The following is a 20,612-nucleotide window of genomic DNA, read 5'->3' as shown; positions in this document are numbered from 1 at the left end:
GCCCCGGCCCGCCCCTGCTCAGCCCTTGCCGGCCAGATGATGTGCCACCAACGCGTTGGCATGGCCATGGCCCAGCCCATGCTCACTTTTCAGGAAGCTGACCAGCTCCATGTGTTTCAGGCCCTTCTTCCCCGCCAGCAGGCCGAACCAGCGCGCCACCGGCTGCCCGTAGGTCTTCTCGATGGAGGGGAAATACGAGGCCGGGCCTTTCGGCTTGGTGTCAGTGCTCATGTGCAGCTCCCGTTGAAGTCATTCATTCGACGAACCACAGTCCCTGAAATCGACATCCCCACACGCCTACACAGAATGGGGTCGAAGCCGTTCCAACAGCTCGCGGGAAACTGTCAAAGGCGGGGTGGCTCAGGTTGCGGGGGCGTGAGCGCCATGGGCCCGAGGCATGCCTCGGGCGGGTTGGGCAGGACGCCCAACCCCGGTCTTGCCGTGTGCGCAGGACAGCGCACACGAGCAAGCGCGACCGAGGCTACATGGACGTACTTGCGCCGTCCCCCGCAACCTGAGCCACCTCGCCTCCCACGGGAAGCCAGCTTTTGACGTTGCCGTTGACGTTGATTCGGCAGGTGCCGGGCGCAGCCCGGCCGTATCATCCCGTCATGCCCCGCGAAAATCTCAACGACCTGCAGGCCTTCGTCCACGTTGCCCGCGAGGGCAGCTTCACCAAGGCCGCCGCCCAGCTGGGCATATCCCAGTCCGCGCTCAGCCATGCCATGCGCGGCCTGGAACAGCGCCTCGGCGTGCGCCTGCTGACCCGCACCACCCGCAGCGTCTCCACCACCGAAGCCGGGGCCCGCCTGCTCGATACCCTGGGCCCGCGCCTGGCCGAGATCGAGGACGGGCTGGCCGCGCTGGCCGAATATCGTGAACGCCCGGCCGGCACCATCCGCATCAATGCCACCGGCCACGCCGCCGAGTACATCGCCTGGCCGCGGCTGGCGCCGCTGCTGCAGCAGTACCCGGACCTGAAGGTGGAGCTGGCTGCCGACTACGGGCTGGCCGACATCGTGGCCGAGCGCTATGACATCGGCATCCGCCTCGGCGAGCGGCTGGCGCGCGACATGGTCGCTGTGCCGATCAGCCCGCCGCTGCGCATGCGCGTGGTCGGCGCGCCCAGCTACTTCCGCCAGCATGTGGTGCCACGGCATCCGGACGAGCTTGCAGGCCACAACTGCGTGACCCTGCGCCTGCCCACGCATGGTGGGCTGATGCCGTGGGATTTCGGCCAGGATGGCAACGAACTGAGCGTGCGCGTCACCGGCCAGTGGACCTTCAACACCATGGGCATGACCCGCGCCGCTGCGCTGGCCGGCAGCGGATTGGCCTGGCTGCCGGAAGACCAGGTGCAGCCGATGCTGGACGATGGCCGGCTGCAGTCGGTGCTGGACGACTGGTGCCCCCACTTCGATGGCTACTACGCGTACTACCCGTCGCGCCGCCACGTCACCGTGGCGATGCGCACGGTGCTTGATGCGCTGCGTGGGCCGATGGGGTGAGGCTCAAGGAGTGCGGACCAACGGTCCGCACCCGCCACCAACGGCCCGCACCCGCCGGGTGGTCAGCCCTTGGCCTGCGCCGCACGCTGCGCGTTGTAGCGCTCGCCGACGATCGACACTTCATCCAGCGCCTGTGCGATGCGCTGCAGTTCCTCCGGCGCCAGCTGCAGGTTGGCCGCGCCCAGGTTTTCTTCCAGGCGGTGAACCTTGGTAGTGCCCGGGATCGGCACGATCCACGGTGCCTGCGCCAGCAGCCAGGCCAGGGCCACCTGCGCCGGGGTCGCTCCCCGCGCCGCCGCGATCGTGCTGATGCGGTCCACCAGCGCCTGGTTGGCGCGGCGTGCTTCCACTTCGAAGCGCGGCACGGTGTTGCGGAAGTCGTTGGCGTCGAAAGTGGTATCGGCGTTGATCGCACCGGTCAGGAAGCCGCGGCCCAGCGGACTGAACGGCACGAAGCCGATGCCCAGTTCCTGCAGGGTCGGCAGCAGCTCGCGCTCCGGTTCCCGCCACCACAGCGAGTACTCGCTCTGCACGGCGGTGACCGGCTGCACTGCATGCGCGCGACGCACGGTGGCGGCACTGGCCTCGGACAGCCCGAAGTGGCCGACCTTGCCCTCGGCGATCAGGTCGCGCACGGTACCGGCCACGTCCTCGATCGGCACGTTCGGGTCGACGCGGTGCTGGTAGAACAGGTCGATATGGTCGGTACGCAGGCGCTTGAGGCTGGCTTCGGCCACGGCACGGATGTTCTCCGGGCGGCTGTCCAGGCCAGCATCGGTGCGCGCATCCTTGAAGCCGAACTTGGTGGCGATCACCAGCCTGTCGCGGTAGGGTGCCAGGGCCTGGCCGAGCAGGTCTTCGTTGGTGTACGGGCCGTACACCTCGGCGGTGTCGAAGAAGGTCACGCCGCGCTCGACGGCGGCGTGCAGCAGGGCAATGCCCTGGCCCGTTTCGACCGGTTGGCCGTAGGCATGGGTCAGGCCCATGCAGCCCAGGCCCAGGGCGGAAACCTTCAGGCCGCTGCGGCCGAGTTCACGTGTCTGCATCGTCATGCTCCAGAGGGGGAGCGCTGACGATACGCCTGCAGGGGCGCTGGATTGAACCGGCTGGACGGCAGTCGGTCATGACCGGAATTCATCAATCGCCCGCGCGCCCGGTAGAGTCGACTGTCAGTCGACTCTACACATCGCCAGGTCACCGGATCTCGGAGATCTCCACGCCATCCAGCCCCTGCGACAGGGTGCGCGCGTCGCCGCCCTGGCTGAGCTTGATGCGCAGGCGTACCTCGTTCTGCGAATCGGCGTAGCGCAGTGCGTCCTCGTAGCTGATCTCACCGGCCTGGTACAGCTCGAACAGGCTCTGGTCGAAGGTCTTCATGCCCAGCTGGACCGAGTCCTTCATCACTTCCTTCAGCTTGTGGATCTCGCCATCGCGGATGTAGTCCTGCACCAGCGGCGTGCCCAGCAGGATCTCCATCGCCACCTTGCGCGAGCGGCCATCGGGCGAAGGAATCAGCTGCTGCGCAACCACGCCCTTCAGATTCAGCGACAAGTCCATCAGCAGCTGGTTGCGGCGGTCTTCCGGGAAGAAGTTGACGATGCGGTCCATCGCCTGGTTGGCGTTGTTGGCATGCAGGGTGCACAGCACCAGGTGGCCGGTCTCGGCGAACGCGATGGCATGGTCCATGCCTTCGCGGGTACGCACTTCGCCGATCATGATCACGTCCGGCGCCTGGCGCAGGGTGTTCTTCAGCGCCGCTTCCCAGCTGTCGGTATCGATGCCGACTTCACGCTGGGTAATGATGCAGCCCTCGTGCTTGTGCACGAATTCGATCGGGTCTTCGATGGTGATGATGTGGCCGGTCGAGTTCTGGTTGCGGTAACCGATCATCGCCGCCAGCGACGTTGACTTACCGGTGCCGGTGGCACCGACGAACAGGATGATGCCGCGCTTGGTCATCGCCAGCGTCTTGATGATCGGCGGCAGACTCAACTCTTCCACGGTCGGAATGCGCGTCTCGATGCGACGCAGCACCATGCCCACCTGGTTGCGCTGGTAGAAGCAGCTCACGCGGAAACGACCGACACCGGACAGGCCGATGGCGAAGTTGCATTCGTGGGTCTTCTCGAATTCCTCGCGCTGCGCCGGGGTCATCACGTTGAGGACCAGGTCGCGGCTCTGCTGCGGCGTGAGCGGGGTCTGCGTGATCGGCGAGATCTTGCCGTTGACCTTCATCGCCGGCGGCATGCCCGCAGTGATGAACAGGTCCGAGGCGCGCTGGTGCGCCATCAGCTTGAGGAACGAAGTGAAATCGATGGTGGTCGCGGTGGTGTTCACAGCAGGCTCCCGGAAAAGCGGTTTACCAGGTAACGGTCGGTGGAGGAAACAACACGGAGCGGCCGCGCCATTGCACGCGTCGCCCGTGGCTGCCCCGCCTTACTCGAACAGGCGCTTGTCCTTGGCGTAGTCGCGGGCCTGGTTGCGGGTGATCAGGCTGCGCTTGACCAGGTCCTGCAGGTGCTGGTCCAGGGTCATCATGCCGTACTGCTGGCCGGTCTGGATGGCCGAGTACATCTGCGCCACCTTGTCCTCACGGATCAGGTTGCGGATGGCCGGGGTGCCGACCATGATTTCCCACGCTGCGGTACGACCGCCGCCGACCTTCTTCAGCAGCGCCTGCGAGATCACCGCACGCAGCGATTCGGACAGCATCGAGCGCACCATCGGCTTTTCGCCGGCCGGGAACACGTCGATGATGCGGTCGATGGTCTTGGCCGCCGAGCTGGTATGCAGGGTGCCGAACACCAGGTGGCCGGTTTCCGCGGCGGTCAGTGCCAGGCGGATGGTTTCCAGGTCACGAAGTTCGCCGACCAGGATGATGTCCGGGTCTTCACGCAGCGCCGAGCGCAGCGCTTCGTTGAAGCCATGCGTGTCACGGTGCACTTCGCGCTGGTTGATCAGGCACTTCTGCGAGGTGTGCACGAATTCGATCGGATCCTCGACGGTGAGGATGTGGCCGTATTCGTTCTTGTTGATGTAGTCGATCATCGCCGCCAGCGTGGTCGACTTGCCCGAGCCGGTCGGACCGGTCACCAGGATCAGGCCCTGCGGCTGCTGGATCACTTCGCGGAACAGCGGCGGGCAGGCCAGGTCCTCGAGGGTGAGCACCTCGGACGGAATGGTACGGAACACCGCACCGGCACCGCGGTTCTGGTTGAACGCGTTCACACGGAAGCGCGCCAGCGACGGAATCTCGAAGGAGAAGTCCACTTCGAGGAATTCCTCGTAATCGCGGCGCTGCTTGTCGGACATGATGTCGTACACCAGCGCATGGACCTGCTTGTGGTCCAGGGCTGGGATGTTGATCCGGCGAACGTCGCCGTCCACGCGGATCATCGGCGGCAGGCCTGCGGACAGGTGCAGGTCGGACGCTTTGTTCTTTACGGAAAACGCCAACAGCTCGGCGATATCCATGAGCGGCTACTCCCCAATAACGGCTTCGACTGGAAGGATCTTTCCCCGGGCGGCAGTATAGCCTCCTGATTCAACGGAACGCGTTACGTGGCCACTCCCCTGCCCCAGATCCTGAGCAACCTGCATGCCGCCGCCGAGGCCGCGGGCAGGCCCGATCCACGCCTGCTGGCGGTGTCCAAGACCCAGCCGGCCGAGGCCGTGGCCGCGCTGGCCGCACAGGGCCAGCATGCCTTCGGCGAAAACTATGTGCAGGAAGCGCTGGCCAAGATGCAGGCGCTGCAGCACCTGGCGCTGGAGTGGCACCTGATCGGCCACCTGCAGTCGAACAAGGCCGATGCCGTGGCCAGCCACTTCGACTGGGTGCAGAGCGTGGACCGGCCCAAGCTGGTAACGGCGCTTGCGCGCCATCGCCCGGCCGCGCGCGGCCCGCTGAACGTACTGATCCAGGTCAACATCGACGACGAATCCAGCAAGCATGGCTGTGCACCGGAGGAAGTGGACGTACTCGCCGCCGCAATTGCCGCCGAACCCACCCTGCGCCTGCGCGGACTGATGGCGATTCCCGCGCCATGGCCCGAGGCCGAGCACCGTCGGGATGCATTCGTGCGCATGCGCACACTTTTCCAGTCGCTGGCTGCCCAGCACACGCAGATCGACACGCTGTCGATGGGCATGAGCAGCGACTACGCCGAAGCCATCGCCGAGGGTGCCACCCTGGTGCGGATCGGTACCGCACTGTTCGGCGCGCGCCCGCGCCCAGCCTGACTTTCCAAGGAGCTTTCCATGGCAGCTGATTCCATCACTTTCATCGGCGGCGGCAACATGGCGCGCAGCCTGATCGCCGGCCTGATCCGCCAGGGCACACCCGCCGCGCACATCCACGTCGCCGAACCGGTGGCCGAACTGCGCCAGGCGCTGGCCGCCGACTTCGGTGTGCAGGTGCATGACAACGCGATTGATGCCGCTGCGCAGGGCAGCACCTGGCTGCTGGCGGTGAAGCCGCAGGTGCTGCGTGAGGTCTGCCAGTCGCTGCGGGCACTGGCACAGGCGAACCGACCGATGGTGGTGTCGATTGCCGCCGGCATCACCAGCGCGCAGCTGCAGCGTTGGCTGGGAGGCGACCTGGCAGTGGTGCGCGCGATGCCGAACACCCCTGCCCTGCTCGGCGCAGGTGTGACCGGCCTGTTCGCCACACCGTCGGTGGACACGCAGCAGCACGCACAGGCCGAGAAGGTGCTGGCCAGCGCAGGCCGCACCGTGTGGATCGACAGCGAGGCGCTGATGGATTCAGTGACTGCCGTATCCGGCAGTGGCCCGGCCTATGTGTTCCTGCTGGCCGAAGCGATGGAAGCGGCGGGTATTGCCCAGGGCCTGCCAGCCGACGCCGCGCGCACGCTGGTGGTGCAGACCCTGCTGGGTGCCTCGCGCATGCTTGATGAAGCCGGTGAGAGCCCGGCCGAGCTTCGCCGCCGCGTGACCTCGCCGAACGGCACCACCCAGGCCGCGATCGAGAGCTTCCAGGCCGGTGGCTTCGAGGCCCTGGTGGACACCGCACTGCGTGCCGCACAGGTGCGTGGGCAGGAACTGTCTGCGGCGAATGATTGATCCCGATGCGTGCCGACCAACGGTCGGCACCCACCGTCATCCACGCCTGGCGTGGATGCTCATTGCCCCAATGTGGTCATGACGAAATCGACGAAGCACTGCAACCGCGGACGCGGCCTGCGGTCGGGCAGGTAGATCAGGTGCATCGGCCGTGGTTCGGGCAGGTAGTCGCGCAGCAGCGGCTTCAACCGCCCTGCCGCGATCTCACCGGCCAGCAATGCGGTCGGCTGCAACACCAGCCCCGCGCCGGCGACCGCCGCTTCGCGCAGCGCGAACCCGTCATTGCAGGTCAGGCGCGCCTCCCAGTCCACGTATTCGCCGTTGGCCAGCTGCCAACCATGGCCGCCGCGCCAGGCCAGGTGGCTCAGGCAATCATGCCCCTGCAGATCCGCGGGCGTACGCGGCGTGCCGCGCCGGCGCAGGTAGGACGGTGCCGCACACAGGCTCATCGCATACGGTGGCAGCGGCCGCGCCACCACTTCCTGCGACGGCAGTGGCCCGACCCGGATCGCTACGTCGAAGCCGTCCTCGATCAGATCCACACGGCGGTTGCTCAGATCCAGTTCGATGTTCAACTGCGGCTGCGCGCGCAGCAGGCCGGCCAGTTGTGGCGCCAGCACGCAGCTGCCCCAGGTGGTGGGTGCGCTGACCCGCAGCAGCCCGCGTGGCTGTATCTGCAGTCCGGCCACGTCGGCCTCGGCCTGCTGCACCTGCTCCAGCACCTGCCGGCACCCAGCGAGGTAGGCGCTGCCGGCTTCGGTCAGGCGCTGGCGGCGGGTGTTCCGTTGCAGCAACGCGGTGCCCAGGTGCGCCTCCAGCTGCTGGATGTACTTGCCGACCATCACCGCCGACACCTGCAGCTGTTCGGCAGCCCCTGCGAAGCTCCCGCGCTCGGCCACGGCAACAAAGGCCTGCATGCAGCGAAGGGTATCCATTGCTAATCCAGAGTTAGGAATCTGCGAAGCATACGCCGCTTACCTAACCGCACCGTGACGGCGCAGACTGCGCTCACTCCCCCACGCAAGGAACGGCCATGAAGATCCTCCTCGTCGGTGCCAGCGGCACCCTCGGCCAGGCAGTCGCCCGCCAGCTCGGCCAACAGCATCAGATTCTCGCCGCCGGCCGCAGCAGCGGCGAACTCCGAGTGGACCTGACCGATGACGCCAGCGTCGCCGAACTGTTCGCGCGTACCGGCCCGGTCGATGCGGTGATCTCCACCACCGGCTCGGTGCACTTCGGCCCGTTGCAGCAGATGACGCCAGCACAGTTCAACATCGGGCTGCAGGACAAGCTACTGGGGCAGGTGCGGCTGGCACTGGCCGCCCAGCACCACCTCAACGCCGGCGGCTCGATCACCCTGACCAGTGGCATCATCAGCGCCCAACCGATCCGCGACGGCGTCAACGCCACCGCGGTGAATGCCGCACTGGAAGGCTTCGTGCGTGCGGCAGCACTGGAACTGCTGCCGCGCGGCCTGCGCATCAACGTGGTCAGCCCGAACGTGCTGATCGAATCGATGGCGGCGTACGGCCCCTACTTCCCGGGCTTCGAAGCCGTGAGCGCGCAGCGCGCGGCGCTGGCCTTCCAGCGTGCAGTGGAAGGCATCCAGAGCGGCGAGACGATCACGGTCTGGTAAGAAAAAAGGGGACGGAGGGGATTAAGTCGTTAATGCACAAACGACATAATCCCCTCCGTCCCGTTTTCGTGGGTCACTCCCAGCGCATCGGGCCGTCGCCGCGTTCGCCGAGGACGTCGCCGGGGTTGGCCAGGCGGCAACGCTGCAGTGACAGGCAGCCACAGCCGATGCAGCCGGTCAGTTCATCGCGCAGCAATTCCAGCATGTGGATGCGCTCCTCCAGCTCGGTGCGCCAGCGCGCGGACAGCTTGGCCCAGTCGGCCTTGGTCGGTGCGCGGCCCTCGGGCAGGCTTTCGAAGGCACGGCCGACGGCTTCCAGTGGCATGCCCACCCGTTGCGCGACACGGATCACGGCCAACCGTCGCAGCACGTCACGGCTGTAGCGACGCTGGTTGCCGGAGGTGCGCAGGCTGCTGATCAGCCCCTTGCGCTCGTAGAAATGCAGCGCGGAAACCGCCACGCCACTGCGCTGGGAGACTTCGCCAACGCTCAGTTCCTGGGACACCATTGCTTGACCTCAACTGCAGTTGAGGTGTCATGCTGCTATCTTCGCCGCCAGTTGACAAGCGCGGCCCGCATCTGACCCGTATGACCCCCACGCTCGCCCCCGCCAACGCCAGTACACCGGCGGATACGTCGATCCTGTCCCCGCGCTACCGCGCCACCACCATCGGCATGGTGGCGTTGGTGGCGCTGCATGCCTTCGAAGCCCTGGCGGTAGCGGCCGCCATGCCGACCGTGGCCGAGGCGCTGGATGGCCTGCGCCTGTACGCCCTCGCCTTCGGCGGCACCCTGGCCACCAGCGTGATCGGCATGACCCTGGCCGGGCGCTGGGCCGACCGCCACGGGCCCGCCAGGCCGCTGTGGTACGGCCTGGGCTGCTTCGTGCTGGGCCTGCTGCTGGCCGGCTTCGCGATGCGCATGGGCATGCTGGTGGCGGGGCGGCTGCTGCAGGGCCTCGGCGCGGGCGCGATCTCGGTTTCGCTGTATGTGATGGTCGGCCGCAGCTACCCCGAGCACCTGCGGCCGAAGGTATTCGCCGCCTTCTCGGCCGGTTGGGTGGTGCCATCGATGGTCGGCCCGGCGTTGAGCGGCCTGATCGTGCAGCACCTGGGCTGGCGCTGGGTGTTCCTGGCGGTGCCATTGCTGGCGGTTCCGGCGGCCCTGCTGCTGCGCCCCGCGCTGGCACGCATGCAGCCCAGTCCTGCCGGCAGCGCCGATGATGGAGGCGGCAACGTGGTGCGCTGGGCCAGTGGTGCCTCGCTGGCCGCGTTGCTGCTGTACTTCGGCGGTCAGCAACAGGGCCTGCCTGCCTTGCTCTGCATCGGCGTGGCGATGCTGGCGCTGCTGTTCTGCGTGCATCGACTGCTTCCGCCCGGAACACTGATCCTGCGCCGTGGCCTGCCCAGCGTGATCGCGCTGCGCGGCGTCGCGGCGGCCGCCTTCTTCGCCTGCGAGGCCTACCTGCCGCTGCTGCTGCAGCGCGAACGCGGGCTCTCGCCCAGCTGGGCCGGTGCCGCGCTCAGTCTTGGCGCACTGGGCTGGTTCGCCGGTTCATGGCTGCAGGGTCACCAGCAGCGTGGCTGGTCGCGCCAGCAGCTGTTGCGGGTGGGCACGACGATGATGACGGTCGGCATCGCCGCAACGCTGGCGGTGCTGTTCAACGTGGTGCCACTGCCGGTGTCGCTGCTCGGCTGGGCCGTGACCGGCTTCGGCATGGGCATGATCTACGCAAGCCTGTCGGTGCTGACGCTGTCGTTGTCGGCGCCGCAGGAGCAGGGTGCCAACACCTCGGCACTGCAGCTGAGCGAGGCCCTGTCGGTGACCACCGCGCTGGCGGTTTCCGGCGCGCTGTTCGCGCTGTTCGTGCAAAGCGCACCCCACACCGGTTACGTGCTGTGCCTGGCGATCACCTTCGGCCTGGCGCTGCTGGCCACGGTGATCGCGCGGCGGGTGTAACGCCGCTGCATTGCGGGATTGCCGGCCAGCGGCCGGCACTACCGGGTGCCAGTCCCCATGTCATCAATATCCCGGTGCAGGATGCGCCGCACCTCCAGCACCGCCTGCGGGGTCTCCTGCACGCTGTGGCCGGAAATGATCACCTTCTCCGACAATGCGCCCGGCAGGTGTGCGCTCCAGTACGGCACCAGCCCGTCATCGGACTTCTCCACCGGCAGTTCCGGTTTGCGCTGGGCGATGATCGAGTGGTACTTCAGGCCCGCTTCGATCGGCAGCTGTGCGGCGGCCTTCACGAACGGATCGCTGGCCTTGAGGTTGTCGATGCTGTTCGGGATCTTCGGCTTGGCGGTGCCATCGACCTGCTGCTCGGCCTGCGCCAGTGCCATGAACACGTCCTCGAACTTGCCGAGAATGGTCAGCGGCAGGCGCACCAGGCGACCGATCAGGCGGCCGACCTTGTTGCCGGCGATGTCGGTACCCTGGTGCGGTGCGGCGATGAAGATCGCGCGTTCCACGTTCGGCTGTGCCTTGAAATGCAGCAGCGGGCCCAGCTTGTTCTGCACCCGCTTCAGCCGTTCACCCTTCAGGTCGTAGTTGGCCAGCAGGTCATTCCACAGCACGTCGCCCGAGTCGCTCACCAGCAGCCGCGCCAGTACACCGCCCATGCTGTGGCCGATGTAAACCATGTCCTTCGATGCACGCGTGCTGCCGTTGGGGTCGAAATGCTTCAGCGTGTCGTTGAACGCATTGGCGATCTCGTAGCGGTTCAGTGCGATCGGCGCATTGGTCGGGTAATAGACCTGCCACACCTGGAACTGCTGGCGCAGCTCGGGATCGCCCATGATCTCATTGGCCAGGTTCACCCAGGCTTCCGGGCTGCTGGCCAGGCCATGCAGCATGAAGATGATGCGCCGGTTCGGGTCCCAAGGCTGCATCAGGTAGATGTGCGGCTCGCCGATGCCCTCGCTCATGCCGAACAGGGTGCGCAGCGACTGCCGGGCGAAGCCACTCTGCGCCAGCCACAGGCCATAGGCCGCGGTGAAATTGCCGGCCAGCGGTACCTGCTCACCGTGCAGGGTGATGCGCTCGGTGGCTTCCGGCGAATAGGCATCCAGCTCGACCCGGCGCGTGCGCATCACGTCTTCCAGGCTGCTGCCCTCGAAACGCAGCAGTGCGGTGACGTTGATCGAGGACATCTCGCTGAACTCAGGCACCGAGTCGTCATGGCGATGGCGGCGGCCACGGCGTGCGTCGTCCTCATCCTCCTGCGGCGCCTCGGCCTTGGGGCCATCGGCTGCGATCACCGGCGCGACCAGCTTCGGCGGGTCCATCACCATCACCAGCTCGGCACCGAAGCCATCGCGGCGATAGGTGCTGCGCAGGCCGACGAAGCTGACCGTACCCGCCGGCACCAGCTGCGCGGGAATGCTCTTCAGGTTCAGCTGCTGGTAGTTGGAGGCCAGCGACCAGCTGCCGACCGAAATCGGCTTCGTATAGTCCTCGCCGGCCAATGCAGCGGCACGCGCGCGCACGAACAGCACCACCGCCGCCTTCTCGGCCGCGTAGTTGTAGTAGTCGCGCACCTGCGTCTGCCGGTCCTCGAAGGCACGGTCGGATGGGGACCTGCCGCTGTAGAACAGATACGCATACGCGTAACGCGCCGCTTCCAGCCAGGCATCCAATGCCGCATCGCTCATCGGCGGATCACCCGCTGCGGTCTTCTTCGGCGTCAGCGCCAGCGCGGCCTTCACCCACAATTCGGACAGCGCCGACAGCCGCTGCTCGACATTGAGGTCATCGGTCATCAGCAGCGTGCTGCGGCAGACCAGAAAGTCCTTCTCGCACTGCGACTCGTCCAGGCCCGCCGCGCTGAGCGTCTCGCGCGCGGCTGGGCTGAGCTTGCCGGTGTTGAGCACATCCGCGCGCTTGTTGACCAGCGAATCGCTGGATTTGACCTGCTTGACGGTCACCATCGCACAGCCGCTGCTGCCCAGCAGCAGGAAGGCCGCAAGCAGCGCCGGCAGCATGCGCTGCCAGCGGGTCAGAAAGAGTTGGGTCATTACTGCGGGTCCTGCTCGGTGCCGGGCACGCCCTGGCGGATCACGGTGGAGAAGTGCGGGCCATCGCCCAGGTCCAGCGCACGCTGGGTGATGCGGCCCTTGTCGTGCAGCTCGGCGTACGGCACGCCTGGAGTGAGCGCGCCGACCTCCTGCGCGTATTCGGCCAGGTAACCGGACAACAGCAGGCGGTAATCCAGCGGCAGGCGCGGTGCGATGTGACGGGCCAGGTCGAAGACGATGGTGGTGCAGTTGCTGGTCAACGTGTTGTAGAAGCCGGGCTTCGCATCCAGTTCGCGGGCCTGCGCGATGTACGCAGCGAACAGTTCCTTCAGCTGCGTGCGGTCCATGCCATGCAGGCGGTACAGGTAGACATCCTCGCCACGCGCGTTGGTGCGTGTGCGGATGATGTCGGTCTCCTCCGACGCCACCAGGGTCATCTCGAACTTGCGGAAGAAGCCGCCCAGCGCCGAGAACGACTCACCGCGCTCCTTGCGGATCTCCAGCGAGAACACCACGTGGCGACCGTCCTCGAAGCCGAACGAGATGAGGGTGTGGGCGATGGCCGGGCCCATCCAGTACGACAGCACCAGGTCGGCCGAGCGCAGCTGGTCCAGGTCGTACTCGCGGCGCACCCAGTGTGCGTCGTAGTCGGTTTCGGTGCGCCAACTGAAGTCACGCACATTGTCCAGCACGACGTGGCGGCCATCGAAGGACACCACGTGCAGGCGCTGCGCCACGTCATCGGCCCACAACCGGTCCTGGCGCGGGGTCAGCAGCAGCCACCACAGGCCGGCCAGCGCCAGCGATGCCCCGAACGCCAGACCCAGGCGGCGCGAGGCACGGCCCCGCGCGACCCGCCACGACGCCCACAGCGCAACCAGCAGCCACAGCCCAGCGACGCCGGTGGCCAGCCAGCCCGGCCCCGGCAACTGATAGGCCAGCAGCCCGGTCACCCACAGCGCCAGCAGCGCCATGGCACTTCCTGTCATCCAACGTCCTGCGGCGTTCACTGGCATCCTGTCGCGGTCTTGAAGCCGCATAGTTAGCCACAAGCGGGTTCACCGTGGCATCTACGGCCCGTTCAGGCAGGCCGGCGCACCGTCGGCGGCGGCCTCTGCGGCCAGATTCACCTCACAGGAGCAACGATGGGCATCACTTCCGTGGCCGGCGTTCCGGTCCAACCCCGGCATCGCGCCACCTGCCACTGCGGCACGGTCGAACTGCTGCTGGACCTGCCTGATGGCATCGTCGACCCGCGCCGCTGTGACTGCTCGATGTGCCGCCGCCGTGGCGCCATCGCCGCCAGCGTCGCACGCGCGGGCCTGCAGGTGGTGCGCGGGCAGAACCACCTGCAGCTGTACCAGTTCAACACGCATGTGGCCGAGCACTATTTCTGCGGCGTGTGCGGCATCTACACCCACCACCGGCGTCGTTCCAACCCGGACCAGTACGGCTACAACGTGGCCTGCCTGGAGGGCATCGACCCGTTCGCACTGGGCATCATTCCGGTCAACGACGGGGTCAACCACCCGGCCGACCGCGGCGACTAGCCTAGTGCCGCGTCCGCCGTGGCGGTGCGGCGACCTTCTGCCACGGCGCCATGCCACTGCGGCCGGCCCGCACCGGGCGTTTCAGCCAGGGCCGACGGGGCGTCGCCTGTGGTTCGGCAGCGACCGGGGGAGGGACAGGTCTGCGGCCGGGCCAGAGATGATCGAGCAGCCACATGGCAGGTCTCCGTGGGGGACGGGGACGACCTACGCTAGCGACACCTGGGCAAAGGACGGGTGATGGTGCTGCGGCAGCCAGATGACAGCCGCGCCCCCCTCAGTCCTGCGGCCGTGACCGGCCGAGGCGGCGCACCAGCACGAAGAACAATGGCACCAGCACCACCGCCAGCACCGTGCCGGAGACCATGCCGCCGATCACGCTCATGCCGATCTCACGGCGACTGACCGCACCGGCACCGGTGGCCAACGCCAACGGAATCACACCGGCCACAAAGGCCAACGACGTCATCACGATCGGACGCAGGCGCAGGCGTGCGCCCTGCAGCGCCGCCTCCACCGCTGAACTGCCCGCGCGATAGCGGGCCTCGGCGAACTCCACGATCAGGATCGCATTCTTCGCCGACAGGCCGATGGTGGTCAGCAGACCGACCTGGAAGTAGATGTCGTTGACGAAGCCCGCCGCCGTGGTCGCCAGCACGGTACCGATCACGCCCAAGGGGATCACCAGCACCACCGCCACCGGCACCGTCCAGCTTTCATAGAGCGCAGCCAGGCACAGGAAGATGAAGGCAATCGAGGCCAGGTAAAGCCACAGCGTCTGGTTGCTGGCCAACCGCTCCTGGTAGGACAGGCCACTCCACTGCAGGTCGAATCCCGCCTGGTCCGCAATCAGCGCCTGCATGCGCTGCATCGCCTCGCCCGAACTGCGTCCTTCGGCGGCACTGCCCTGGATCTGCATCGCCGGCAGACCGTTGAAGCGCTGCTGCAGCTGGGGTCCGCGCGCCCAGTGGCTGCTGGCGAAGCTGGCGAACGACGCCATCTGGCCGTTGCCACCGCGCACATACCACTGGCCGATGTCGTCGGGCACGCTGCGGTAGGGCTGGTCACCCTGCATGTACACACGCTTGACCCGACCGCGATCGAGGAAATCGTTGATGTAGCTGCCGCCCCAGGCCGCGGACAGGGTGGAATTGATGTCGGCCTGGGACAACCCCAGCGCGCTGGCCTGCGCATGGTCGATGTCCAGCCGCAGCTCGGCCTTGTCGCCGAGGCCGTTCAGGCGCACCGAGGTGAGCCCATCGTCTTCGCCGGCCGCACGCACCACCTGTTCCTGCGCTGCCTGCAGGGCCACGCGCCCGGCGGCGCTGGTGTCCTGCATCCACAGTTCGAAGCCACTGGACTGGCCCAGTCCACGCACCGCCGGCGGTGCCAGCACATTGACCCTGGCATCGGGCAACCCGCGGAAGTAGGCATTGGCACGCGTGATGATCGCCGCAGCGGTGTTGTCGCCGGTACGCTCATCCCAGGGTTTCAGTGCGAGGAAGCCCTGTCCGGCGTTCTGGCCGGTGCCGGCATTGTTGCGGCCAACCACCACGAACACCACGTCCAGGTTCTGCTTCTCGTGCTCCATGAAGTAGCGGCTGATCTGCTCGCCGAGCGCTTCGGTACGCGCCATCGGCGTGCCCTCCGGCGTGGAGAACTGGAAGGTCACCTGGCCCTGGTCTTCCACCGGCAGGAAGCCGGTGGGCATGCGCGCGTACAGCGCAATCATGGCGACCACCACCAGCAGGTAGAACGCCATCCAGCGCCGCGGCCGGGCGACCACGCCACCGAGCTTTCCCTGATAGGCCAACTGGCTGCGCTCGACACCCCGGTTGAAGGCCCTGAAGAAGCGGCCCTGCGGTTTCTGCGCCGAAGATGGCTTGAGCAGGGTCGCGCACAGCGCCGGGGTCAGCGTCAGCGCGACCAGCGCCGACAGCGCCATCGCAGATGCAATGGTGATCGAGAACTGGCGGTAGATGATGCCGGTGGAACCACCGAACAGGGCCATCGGCAGGAACACCGCGCCCAGCACCACGGTGATGCCGATCAGCGCGCCGGTGATCTCGCCCATCGATTTTTCGGTGGCCTCGCGTGGCGGCAGGTGCTCGTCGTGGATGATGCGCTCCACGTTCTCCACCACCACGATCGCGTCGTCGACCAGCAGGCCGATCGCCAGCACCATCGCAAACAAGGTGAGCGTGTTGATCGTGAATCCGGCGACCGCCAGCACGCCGAACGTGCCCAGCAGCACCACCGGCACCGTGATCGCGGGGATCAACGTAGCACGCAGGTTCTGCAGGAACAGGAACATCACCACGACCACCAGCACGATGGCCTCGATGAGGGTATGGATGACACCCTCGATCGAGACCCGCACGAACGGTGTGCTGTCGCGCGGATAGGCGACCTGCAGCCCGGGCGGGAACGTTGGTCGCAGGCGTTCGATCTCCTCACGGACCGCATCCGCGGTGGCCAGCGCGTTGGCCCCGGAGGCCAGCGTGACCGAGAAACCCGCCGCCGGATAGCCATTGAGATAGCTGCTGGTCTGGTAGTTCTCGGCACCGATCTCCACCCGTGCCACGTCACCCAGGTGCACTGCAGCGCCGCTGGGAAGCGTGCGCAGGATGATCGCGCGGAACTGTTCGGGCGTCTGCAGCCGCGACTGGGCAGTGACGGTGGCATTCAGGCTCTGCGTTGCGCTGGATGGCAATGCGCCCAGTTCGCCGGCCGTGACCTGGGTGTTCTGGGCCTGGATGGCCGTGCGCACGTCGGCCGGCATCAGGTCGTAGGCGCGCAGCTTGTGCGGGTCCAGCCACACGCGCATCGCATACGCCGAGCCGAACACATTGATCTCGCCGACACCCGGAATGCGGCTGATCGGATCCTGCACGTTGCTGACCAGGAAGTCGGAAACATCCACCCGTTCCATGCGCCGGCTGGTGTCATACAGCGAGACCACCATCAGCGAGTCGCCCTGCGACTTGGCGACCGTCACGCCCTGCTGCTGCACTTCCTGCGGCAGCCGGTTGATGGCCTGGTTGACGCTGTTCTGCACCTGGACCTGGGCAATGTCCGGGTTGGCGCTCTGGTCGAATGTGACCGTGATGCGCGCCTGCCCCGATGACGAACTGGTCGACGAGAAATACAACAGGTGATCGATGCCTTTGATCTGCTGTTCGATCACCTGGGTGACGCTGTCTTCCACCGTCTGCGCCGAGGCGCCGGTGTAGTTGGCCGTGATGTTGACCTGTGGCGGTGCGATGTCCGGGTACTGTTCGACCGGCAGCTGGCTGACGGCGATCGCGCCAAACGCCATGATGCAGATCGCCAGCACCCAGGCGAACACCGGGCGATGGATGAAGAAGCGCGGCAGCATCTGCTCAGTCCTTCCCGGCCGGTGCCGGCGCAGACTTCACCCGTACCGCCATGCCATCGGCCAGGCCCTGCGTGCCGGCCACCACCACCTGTTCACCGGCGGCCAGGCCATCGAGCACCAGCCACTGATCGCCCACCGCACGCGCGGTGCGGAACAGGCGCAGCTTCGCCTTGCCGCCCTCATCCACCACCCACACCTGCGCCTCGCCCTTCGGGCTGCGGTCGACCGCAGCCTGTGGCACCAGCAGCGCCTGCTGGCGGGTGCCCTGCCCCACCTGCGCCCGCACATACATCCCCGGCAGCAGCTGCCCGGCGGGATTGGGAAAACGTGCACGCAGGGTGATGCTCCCGGTTTCCTGCTGCACGTCGATATCGGCAAATTCCAGGGTGCCGGGCAACGGATACGCGCTGCCATCGGACAGGCGCAGCCGCACCGCAGCGGTGGTGGCCTGCACGCCACCGTCGGCGATGGCGCGGCGCAAAGCCAGGTACTCGTTGCTGGACTGGGTGATGTCCACGTTCATCGGGTCGACCTGCTGGATCCGCGCCAGCGGGTTGGCCTGGCCCGAGGTAACCAGCGCCCCGGGTGTGAACAGCGCACGGCCGATGCGCCCGGCAATCGGCGCGGTCACCGTGGCGAAACCAAGCCGCGTACGTGCGGTATCCAGGCTCGCCTGTGCCGCCTGCACCGCGGCTGCGGCCCGCTGCCCGCTGGCGATGGCGTCATCCACGTCCTGGCGCGCGGCCAGCTGCTCGCCGCCCAGCGCCTGCATCCGTTGCGCGCGCAGACGTGCGGTCACTGCCGCCGCTTCGGCGGTTTTCAGGTTGGCCTGAGCCTGATTCAACGCCGCCTGGTACAGGGCCGGTTCGATCTGGAACAAAGGCTGCCCGGCACGCACGGTTTCGCCCTCCTCGAACAGGCGTTTCACCAGCACGCCATCCACCTGCGGGCGCACATCCGACTCCTGCGATGCGATGGTCCGCCCCGGCAGCTCCTGTTCCATCGCCAGCGGCCTTTCCTGCAGGGTCAGCACCTCCACCTCGTGAAGCCTGCCGGCCGGCGTGGGCGCATCCTTGCCGCAGGCCGACAGCACGCCGAGCAGAACGAGCGCAAGCAGCAGAGGCCGCCGGAGCCGCAGTGGCCGGGCATGGCATGGCAAGGGCATGTGCAGGAGGTTCATCGGGTGCCGGGGTTCCGCGCGCCGGGGGGAGACGCTCGGCGCCGAATATAGAAGACCTGTGCGCGGAATCCGGCGAATCGCGCATGAAACATTTTTCATTTGCAGTCACCGCGAGCGGTTGCGAGGATGGCAGCCATCCAACCTGCACAATGGCCCATGCCGCGCGTACTCACCATCGAGGACGATCTTGTCACTGCGGAGGAAATCGCAACCGAGCTGCGCAGCCATGGCTTCGAGGTCGACGTTGCCGTTGATGGCACTGCCGGCCTCGCATTGGCGCGGGCGGGCGACTACGCGGTGATCACCCTGGACCGCATGCTGCCCGGCATCGATGGCCTGGCGCTGGTCACGGCCCTCCGGCGCGAAGGTATCGTCACGCCCGTACTGATGATCAGCGCGCTGTCGGACGTGGACGAGCGCGTGCGTGGCCTGCGTGCAGGCGGCGACGATTACCTGACCAAGCCGTTCGCCTCCGATGAGATGGCGGCCCGCGTGGAGGTATTGATCCGTCGCCAGAGCCAGGCCGGCCCTGCCGACAGTGTCCTGCATGCCGGCGACCTCGAACTGGATCTGATGACCCGTTCGGCCCGGCGTGGCGGGCAGGAGATCAGCCTGCTGCCGACCGAGTTCAAGCTGCTCGAATTCCTGGTCCGCAATGCCGGCCAGGTGGTCACCCGCAGCATGCTGTTCCAGGAAGTCTGGGGCTATCACTTCGACCCCGGCACCAACCTGATCGATGTCCACATCGGCCGCGTGCGCAAGCGCATCGAGCAGCCGGGCCGCCCTCAACCCATCACCACCGTACGTGGAACCGGCTATGTCTTCGATGCGCAATCCTGACCAGTGGCGCTCGTCCAGCAGCCGCCTGCTCGGGTTGTACTGCATCCTGTTCGTGGCCTGGTCGAGCCTGCTGCTGGGGGTGATGTACTGGCGCATCTCGGACTATCTCAATGACCTGACCGAATCCGGGCTGCAGCAGCGTGCCCATCTGTTCATGGCATTCGACGGCCAGGCACTGGACGATGCGTTGCGCGACAGCCAGCGCTTCGACCTGCACCAGGTCTACACCTACGGATTGTTCAGCGGCGACGGCGCGCCATTGGCTGGACCGCTGACCGCCATCCCATCGGGACTGCCGCTGGATGGCAGCTCGCATCCGGTGGAAGGCTGGACATTGGTCGATGGAAAGCACGAGAGCGGCGGCAGCGCGCTTGGCGTAGCGACCCGGGATGGGCGGACGCTGGTGTTCGTGCGCCAGAACGGCAAGCTCATGGCGGTCAACAGCATCATTCTCGATGCACTGCTGTGGGGTGTGTCGCTGACCGTCATCCCTGGCCTGGTCGGCTGGCATCTGCTGCGCCGGCGCCCGTTGAAGCGGATCCAGCAGATCGAAGCGGCCACCAGCCGCATCGTCGCCGGCGACCTCGGCCAGCGCCTGCCGGTATCCAACCGTCGCGACGAGATCGATCGGCTGTCGAGCATCGTCAATGCCATGCTCGAACGCATCGAGCAGCTGATGACCGAGGTCAAAGGCGTGTGCGACAGCATCGCCCATGATCTGCGCACCCCGCTCACCCGCCTGCGGGCGCATCTGTACCGCATGCGCGTCGGTCTGGACGAACAGGATCCCCATGCCGACCCGCTGGACAAGGCACTGGCGGAAACGGACATGCTGATGGCGCGTTTCACCGCGCTGCTGCGGGTATCCGAACTGGAAAGCCACCAGCGGCGTTCGGCCTTCGACGAGGTCGACCTTGCCGAGCTGCTGCAGGAACTGCACCAGTTCTACCTGCCACTGGCCGAAGAGAAGCAGCAGTTGCTGGAGCTGCAGGTGGATCCACAGGCCGGCCTGCTGCGCGGCGACCGTGAGCTGTTGTTCGAAGCGGTGGCGAACCTGCTGTCCAACGCCCTGCAGTTCACCCCTGCGCACGGCCGCATCCTGCTGCGTGCGGTCGATGATCACGGCGCGCCGAGGATCGATGTGATCGACAATGGACCCGGCATCCCGCCGCAGGATCGCACGCTGATCTACCAGCGCTTCTTCCGCGGCAGCAGCAGTGCCGGCCAGGGACCTGGATTCGGCTTGGGCCTGTCGATAGTGGCCGCCATTGCCGGCCTGCACGGCTTCCGGCTGCGTGTGGGCAGCGCCCCGGGCGGCGGCGCCTGGCTGAGCATCCGCGGCGCCTCGGATGGCCTGCCCTGACGCCTGTCCCGAGCGATTCAATCGCATTTGGGAATCATTTGTATTTGCAGTCGAGCATCCG

Annotated in this window: 18 protein-coding genes; 8 read left to right on the top strand and 10 right to left on the bottom strand. The window is 66.9% G+C overall.

The window, feature by feature from the left end; all coding sequences use genetic code 11:
- Window positions 1-18: 18 nt before the first annotated feature.
- Window positions 19-231 carry a DUF4287 domain-containing protein gene (locus G5A07_RS08145; protein WP_191863131.1) on the bottom strand — a complete coding sequence of 71 codons (213 nt, stop codon included), beginning with the start codon at window positions 229-231 and terminating at the stop codon, window positions 19-21.
- Between the two features lie 380 nt (window positions 232-611).
- Here G5A07_RS08145 and G5A07_RS08140 point away from each other — a divergent pair, with 380 nt between their 5' ends.
- Window positions 612-1,508: a LysR family transcriptional regulator gene (locus G5A07_RS08140; RefSeq protein ID WP_043398312.1), complete on the top strand. Its 897-nt coding sequence runs from the start codon at window positions 612-614 to the stop codon at window positions 1,506-1,508.
- A gap of 62 nt (window positions 1,509-1,570) precedes the next feature.
- Here G5A07_RS08140 and G5A07_RS08135 read toward each other — a convergent pair whose 3' ends face one another.
- From G5A07_RS08135 to G5A07_RS08125, 3 genes are all read right to left on the bottom strand, one after another.
- Window positions 1,571-2,554 carry an aldo/keto reductase gene (locus tag G5A07_RS08135; protein WP_057503304.1) on the bottom strand — a complete coding sequence of 328 codons (984 nt, stop codon included), beginning with the start codon at window positions 2,552-2,554 and terminating at the stop codon, window positions 1,571-1,573.
- Window positions 2,555-2,702: 148 nt separating this feature from the next.
- The gene (locus G5A07_RS08130) at window positions 2,703-3,845 is read right to left on the bottom strand and encodes a PilT/PilU family type 4a pilus ATPase (protein WP_006422552.1); all 1,143 of its coding nucleotides are present in this window, start codon (window positions 3,843-3,845) and stop codon (window positions 2,703-2,705) included.
- Between the two features lie 99 nt (window positions 3,846-3,944).
- On the bottom strand, window positions 3,945-4,982 hold the full coding sequence (locus tag G5A07_RS08125) for a type IV pilus twitching motility protein PilT (protein WP_006422551.1): 1,038 nt from the start codon (window positions 4,980-4,982) through the stop codon (window positions 3,945-3,947).
- 87 nt (window positions 4,983-5,069) lie between these two features.
- Between G5A07_RS08125 and G5A07_RS08120 the strand changes: the two genes are divergently transcribed.
- The gene (locus tag G5A07_RS08120; protein WP_019336942.1) at window positions 5,070-5,747 is read left to right on the top strand and encodes a YggS family pyridoxal phosphate-dependent enzyme; all 678 of its coding nucleotides are present in this window, start codon (window positions 5,070-5,072) and stop codon (window positions 5,745-5,747) included.
- A gap of 18 nt (window positions 5,748-5,765) precedes the next feature.
- Window positions 5,766-6,587 carry a pyrroline-5-carboxylate reductase gene (gene proC, locus G5A07_RS08115; protein ID WP_049481360.1) on the top strand — a complete coding sequence of 274 codons (822 nt, stop codon included), beginning with the start codon at window positions 5,766-5,768 and terminating at the stop codon, window positions 6,585-6,587.
- Window positions 6,588-6,646: 59 nt separating this feature from the next.
- On the opposite strand, the gene G5A07_RS08110 is transcribed toward proC, so the two are convergent.
- Window positions 6,647-7,522, bottom strand: a complete 876-nt coding sequence (locus tag G5A07_RS08110; RefSeq protein WP_049481362.1) for a LysR family transcriptional regulator — start codon at window positions 7,520-7,522, stop codon at window positions 6,647-6,649.
- 98 nt (window positions 7,523-7,620) lie between these two features.
- Between G5A07_RS08110 and G5A07_RS08105 the strand changes: the two genes are divergently transcribed.
- Window positions 7,621-8,223 (top strand): short chain dehydrogenase, encoded by a 603-nt coding sequence (locus G5A07_RS08105; protein WP_010483701.1) that lies wholly within the window; start codon window positions 7,621-7,623, stop codon window positions 8,221-8,223.
- A gap of 73 nt (window positions 8,224-8,296) precedes the next feature.
- Here G5A07_RS08105 and soxR read toward each other — a convergent pair whose 3' ends face one another.
- Window positions 8,297-8,731, bottom strand: coding sequence for a redox-sensitive transcriptional activator SoxR (gene soxR, locus G5A07_RS08100; RefSeq protein WP_019336938.1), 435 nt, complete (start codon window positions 8,729-8,731; stop codon window positions 8,297-8,299).
- A gap of 29 nt (window positions 8,732-8,760) precedes the next feature.
- Here soxR and G5A07_RS08095 point away from each other — a divergent pair, with 29 nt between their 5' ends.
- A complete protein-coding gene (locus tag G5A07_RS08095; RefSeq protein WP_191863130.1) occupies window positions 8,761-10,182 on the top strand; it encodes an MFS transporter in 1,422 nt (473 codons plus the stop codon).
- 38 nt (window positions 10,183-10,220) lie between these two features.
- Here the strand turns inward: G5A07_RS08095 and G5A07_RS08090 are convergent, their stop codons facing one another.
- Window positions 10,221-12,242, bottom strand: coding sequence for an alpha/beta hydrolase (locus tag G5A07_RS08090; RefSeq protein ID WP_049410240.1), 2,022 nt, complete (start codon window positions 12,240-12,242; stop codon window positions 10,221-10,223).
- Window positions 12,242-13,216, bottom strand: coding sequence for a DUF4105 domain-containing protein (locus tag G5A07_RS08085; protein WP_125437402.1), 975 nt, complete (start codon window positions 13,214-13,216; stop codon window positions 12,242-12,244). The genes G5A07_RS08090 and G5A07_RS08085 overlap by 1 nt, the downstream gene beginning before the upstream one ends.
- A gap of 171 nt (window positions 13,217-13,387) precedes the next feature.
- Here G5A07_RS08085 and G5A07_RS08080 point away from each other — a divergent pair, with 171 nt between their 5' ends.
- Entirely contained in the window at window positions 13,388-13,792 is a 405-nt protein-coding gene (locus G5A07_RS08080) for a GFA family protein (protein WP_019336934.1), read from the top strand.
- Window positions 13,793-14,066: 274 nt separating this feature from the next.
- Here the strand turns inward: G5A07_RS08080 and G5A07_RS08075 are convergent, their stop codons facing one another.
- Window positions 14,067-17,168 carry an efflux RND transporter permease subunit gene (locus tag G5A07_RS08075; RefSeq protein WP_043398297.1) on the bottom strand — a complete coding sequence of 1,034 codons (3,102 nt, stop codon included), beginning with the start codon at window positions 17,166-17,168 and terminating at the stop codon, window positions 14,067-14,069.
- A gap of 4 nt (window positions 17,169-17,172) precedes the next feature.
- The gene (locus G5A07_RS08070) at window positions 17,173-18,348 is read right to left on the bottom strand and encodes an efflux RND transporter periplasmic adaptor subunit (protein ID WP_191863129.1); all 1,176 of its coding nucleotides are present in this window, start codon (window positions 18,346-18,348) and stop codon (window positions 17,173-17,175) included.
- Between the two features lie 156 nt (window positions 18,349-18,504).
- Between G5A07_RS08070 and G5A07_RS08065 the strand changes: the two genes are divergently transcribed.
- Window positions 18,505-19,188 (top strand): response regulator transcription factor, encoded by a 684-nt coding sequence (locus G5A07_RS08065; RefSeq protein ID WP_010483717.1) that lies wholly within the window; start codon window positions 18,505-18,507, stop codon window positions 19,186-19,188.
- Window positions 19,175-20,551, top strand: coding sequence for an ATP-binding protein (locus tag G5A07_RS08060; RefSeq protein ID WP_100050534.1), 1,377 nt, complete (start codon window positions 19,175-19,177; stop codon window positions 20,549-20,551). Before G5A07_RS08065 ends, G5A07_RS08060 begins: the two co-directional genes overlap by 14 nt.
- Window positions 20,552-20,612: the final 61 nt, after the last annotated feature.

The organism is Stenotrophomonas sp. AS012628 (assembly GCF_010608305.1).
GTDB classification, from domain to species: Bacteria; Pseudomonadota; Gammaproteobacteria; order Xanthomonadales; family Xanthomonadaceae; genus Stenotrophomonas; species Stenotrophomonas geniculata.
This window is presented reverse-complemented; position numbering and strand designations above follow the sequence as displayed.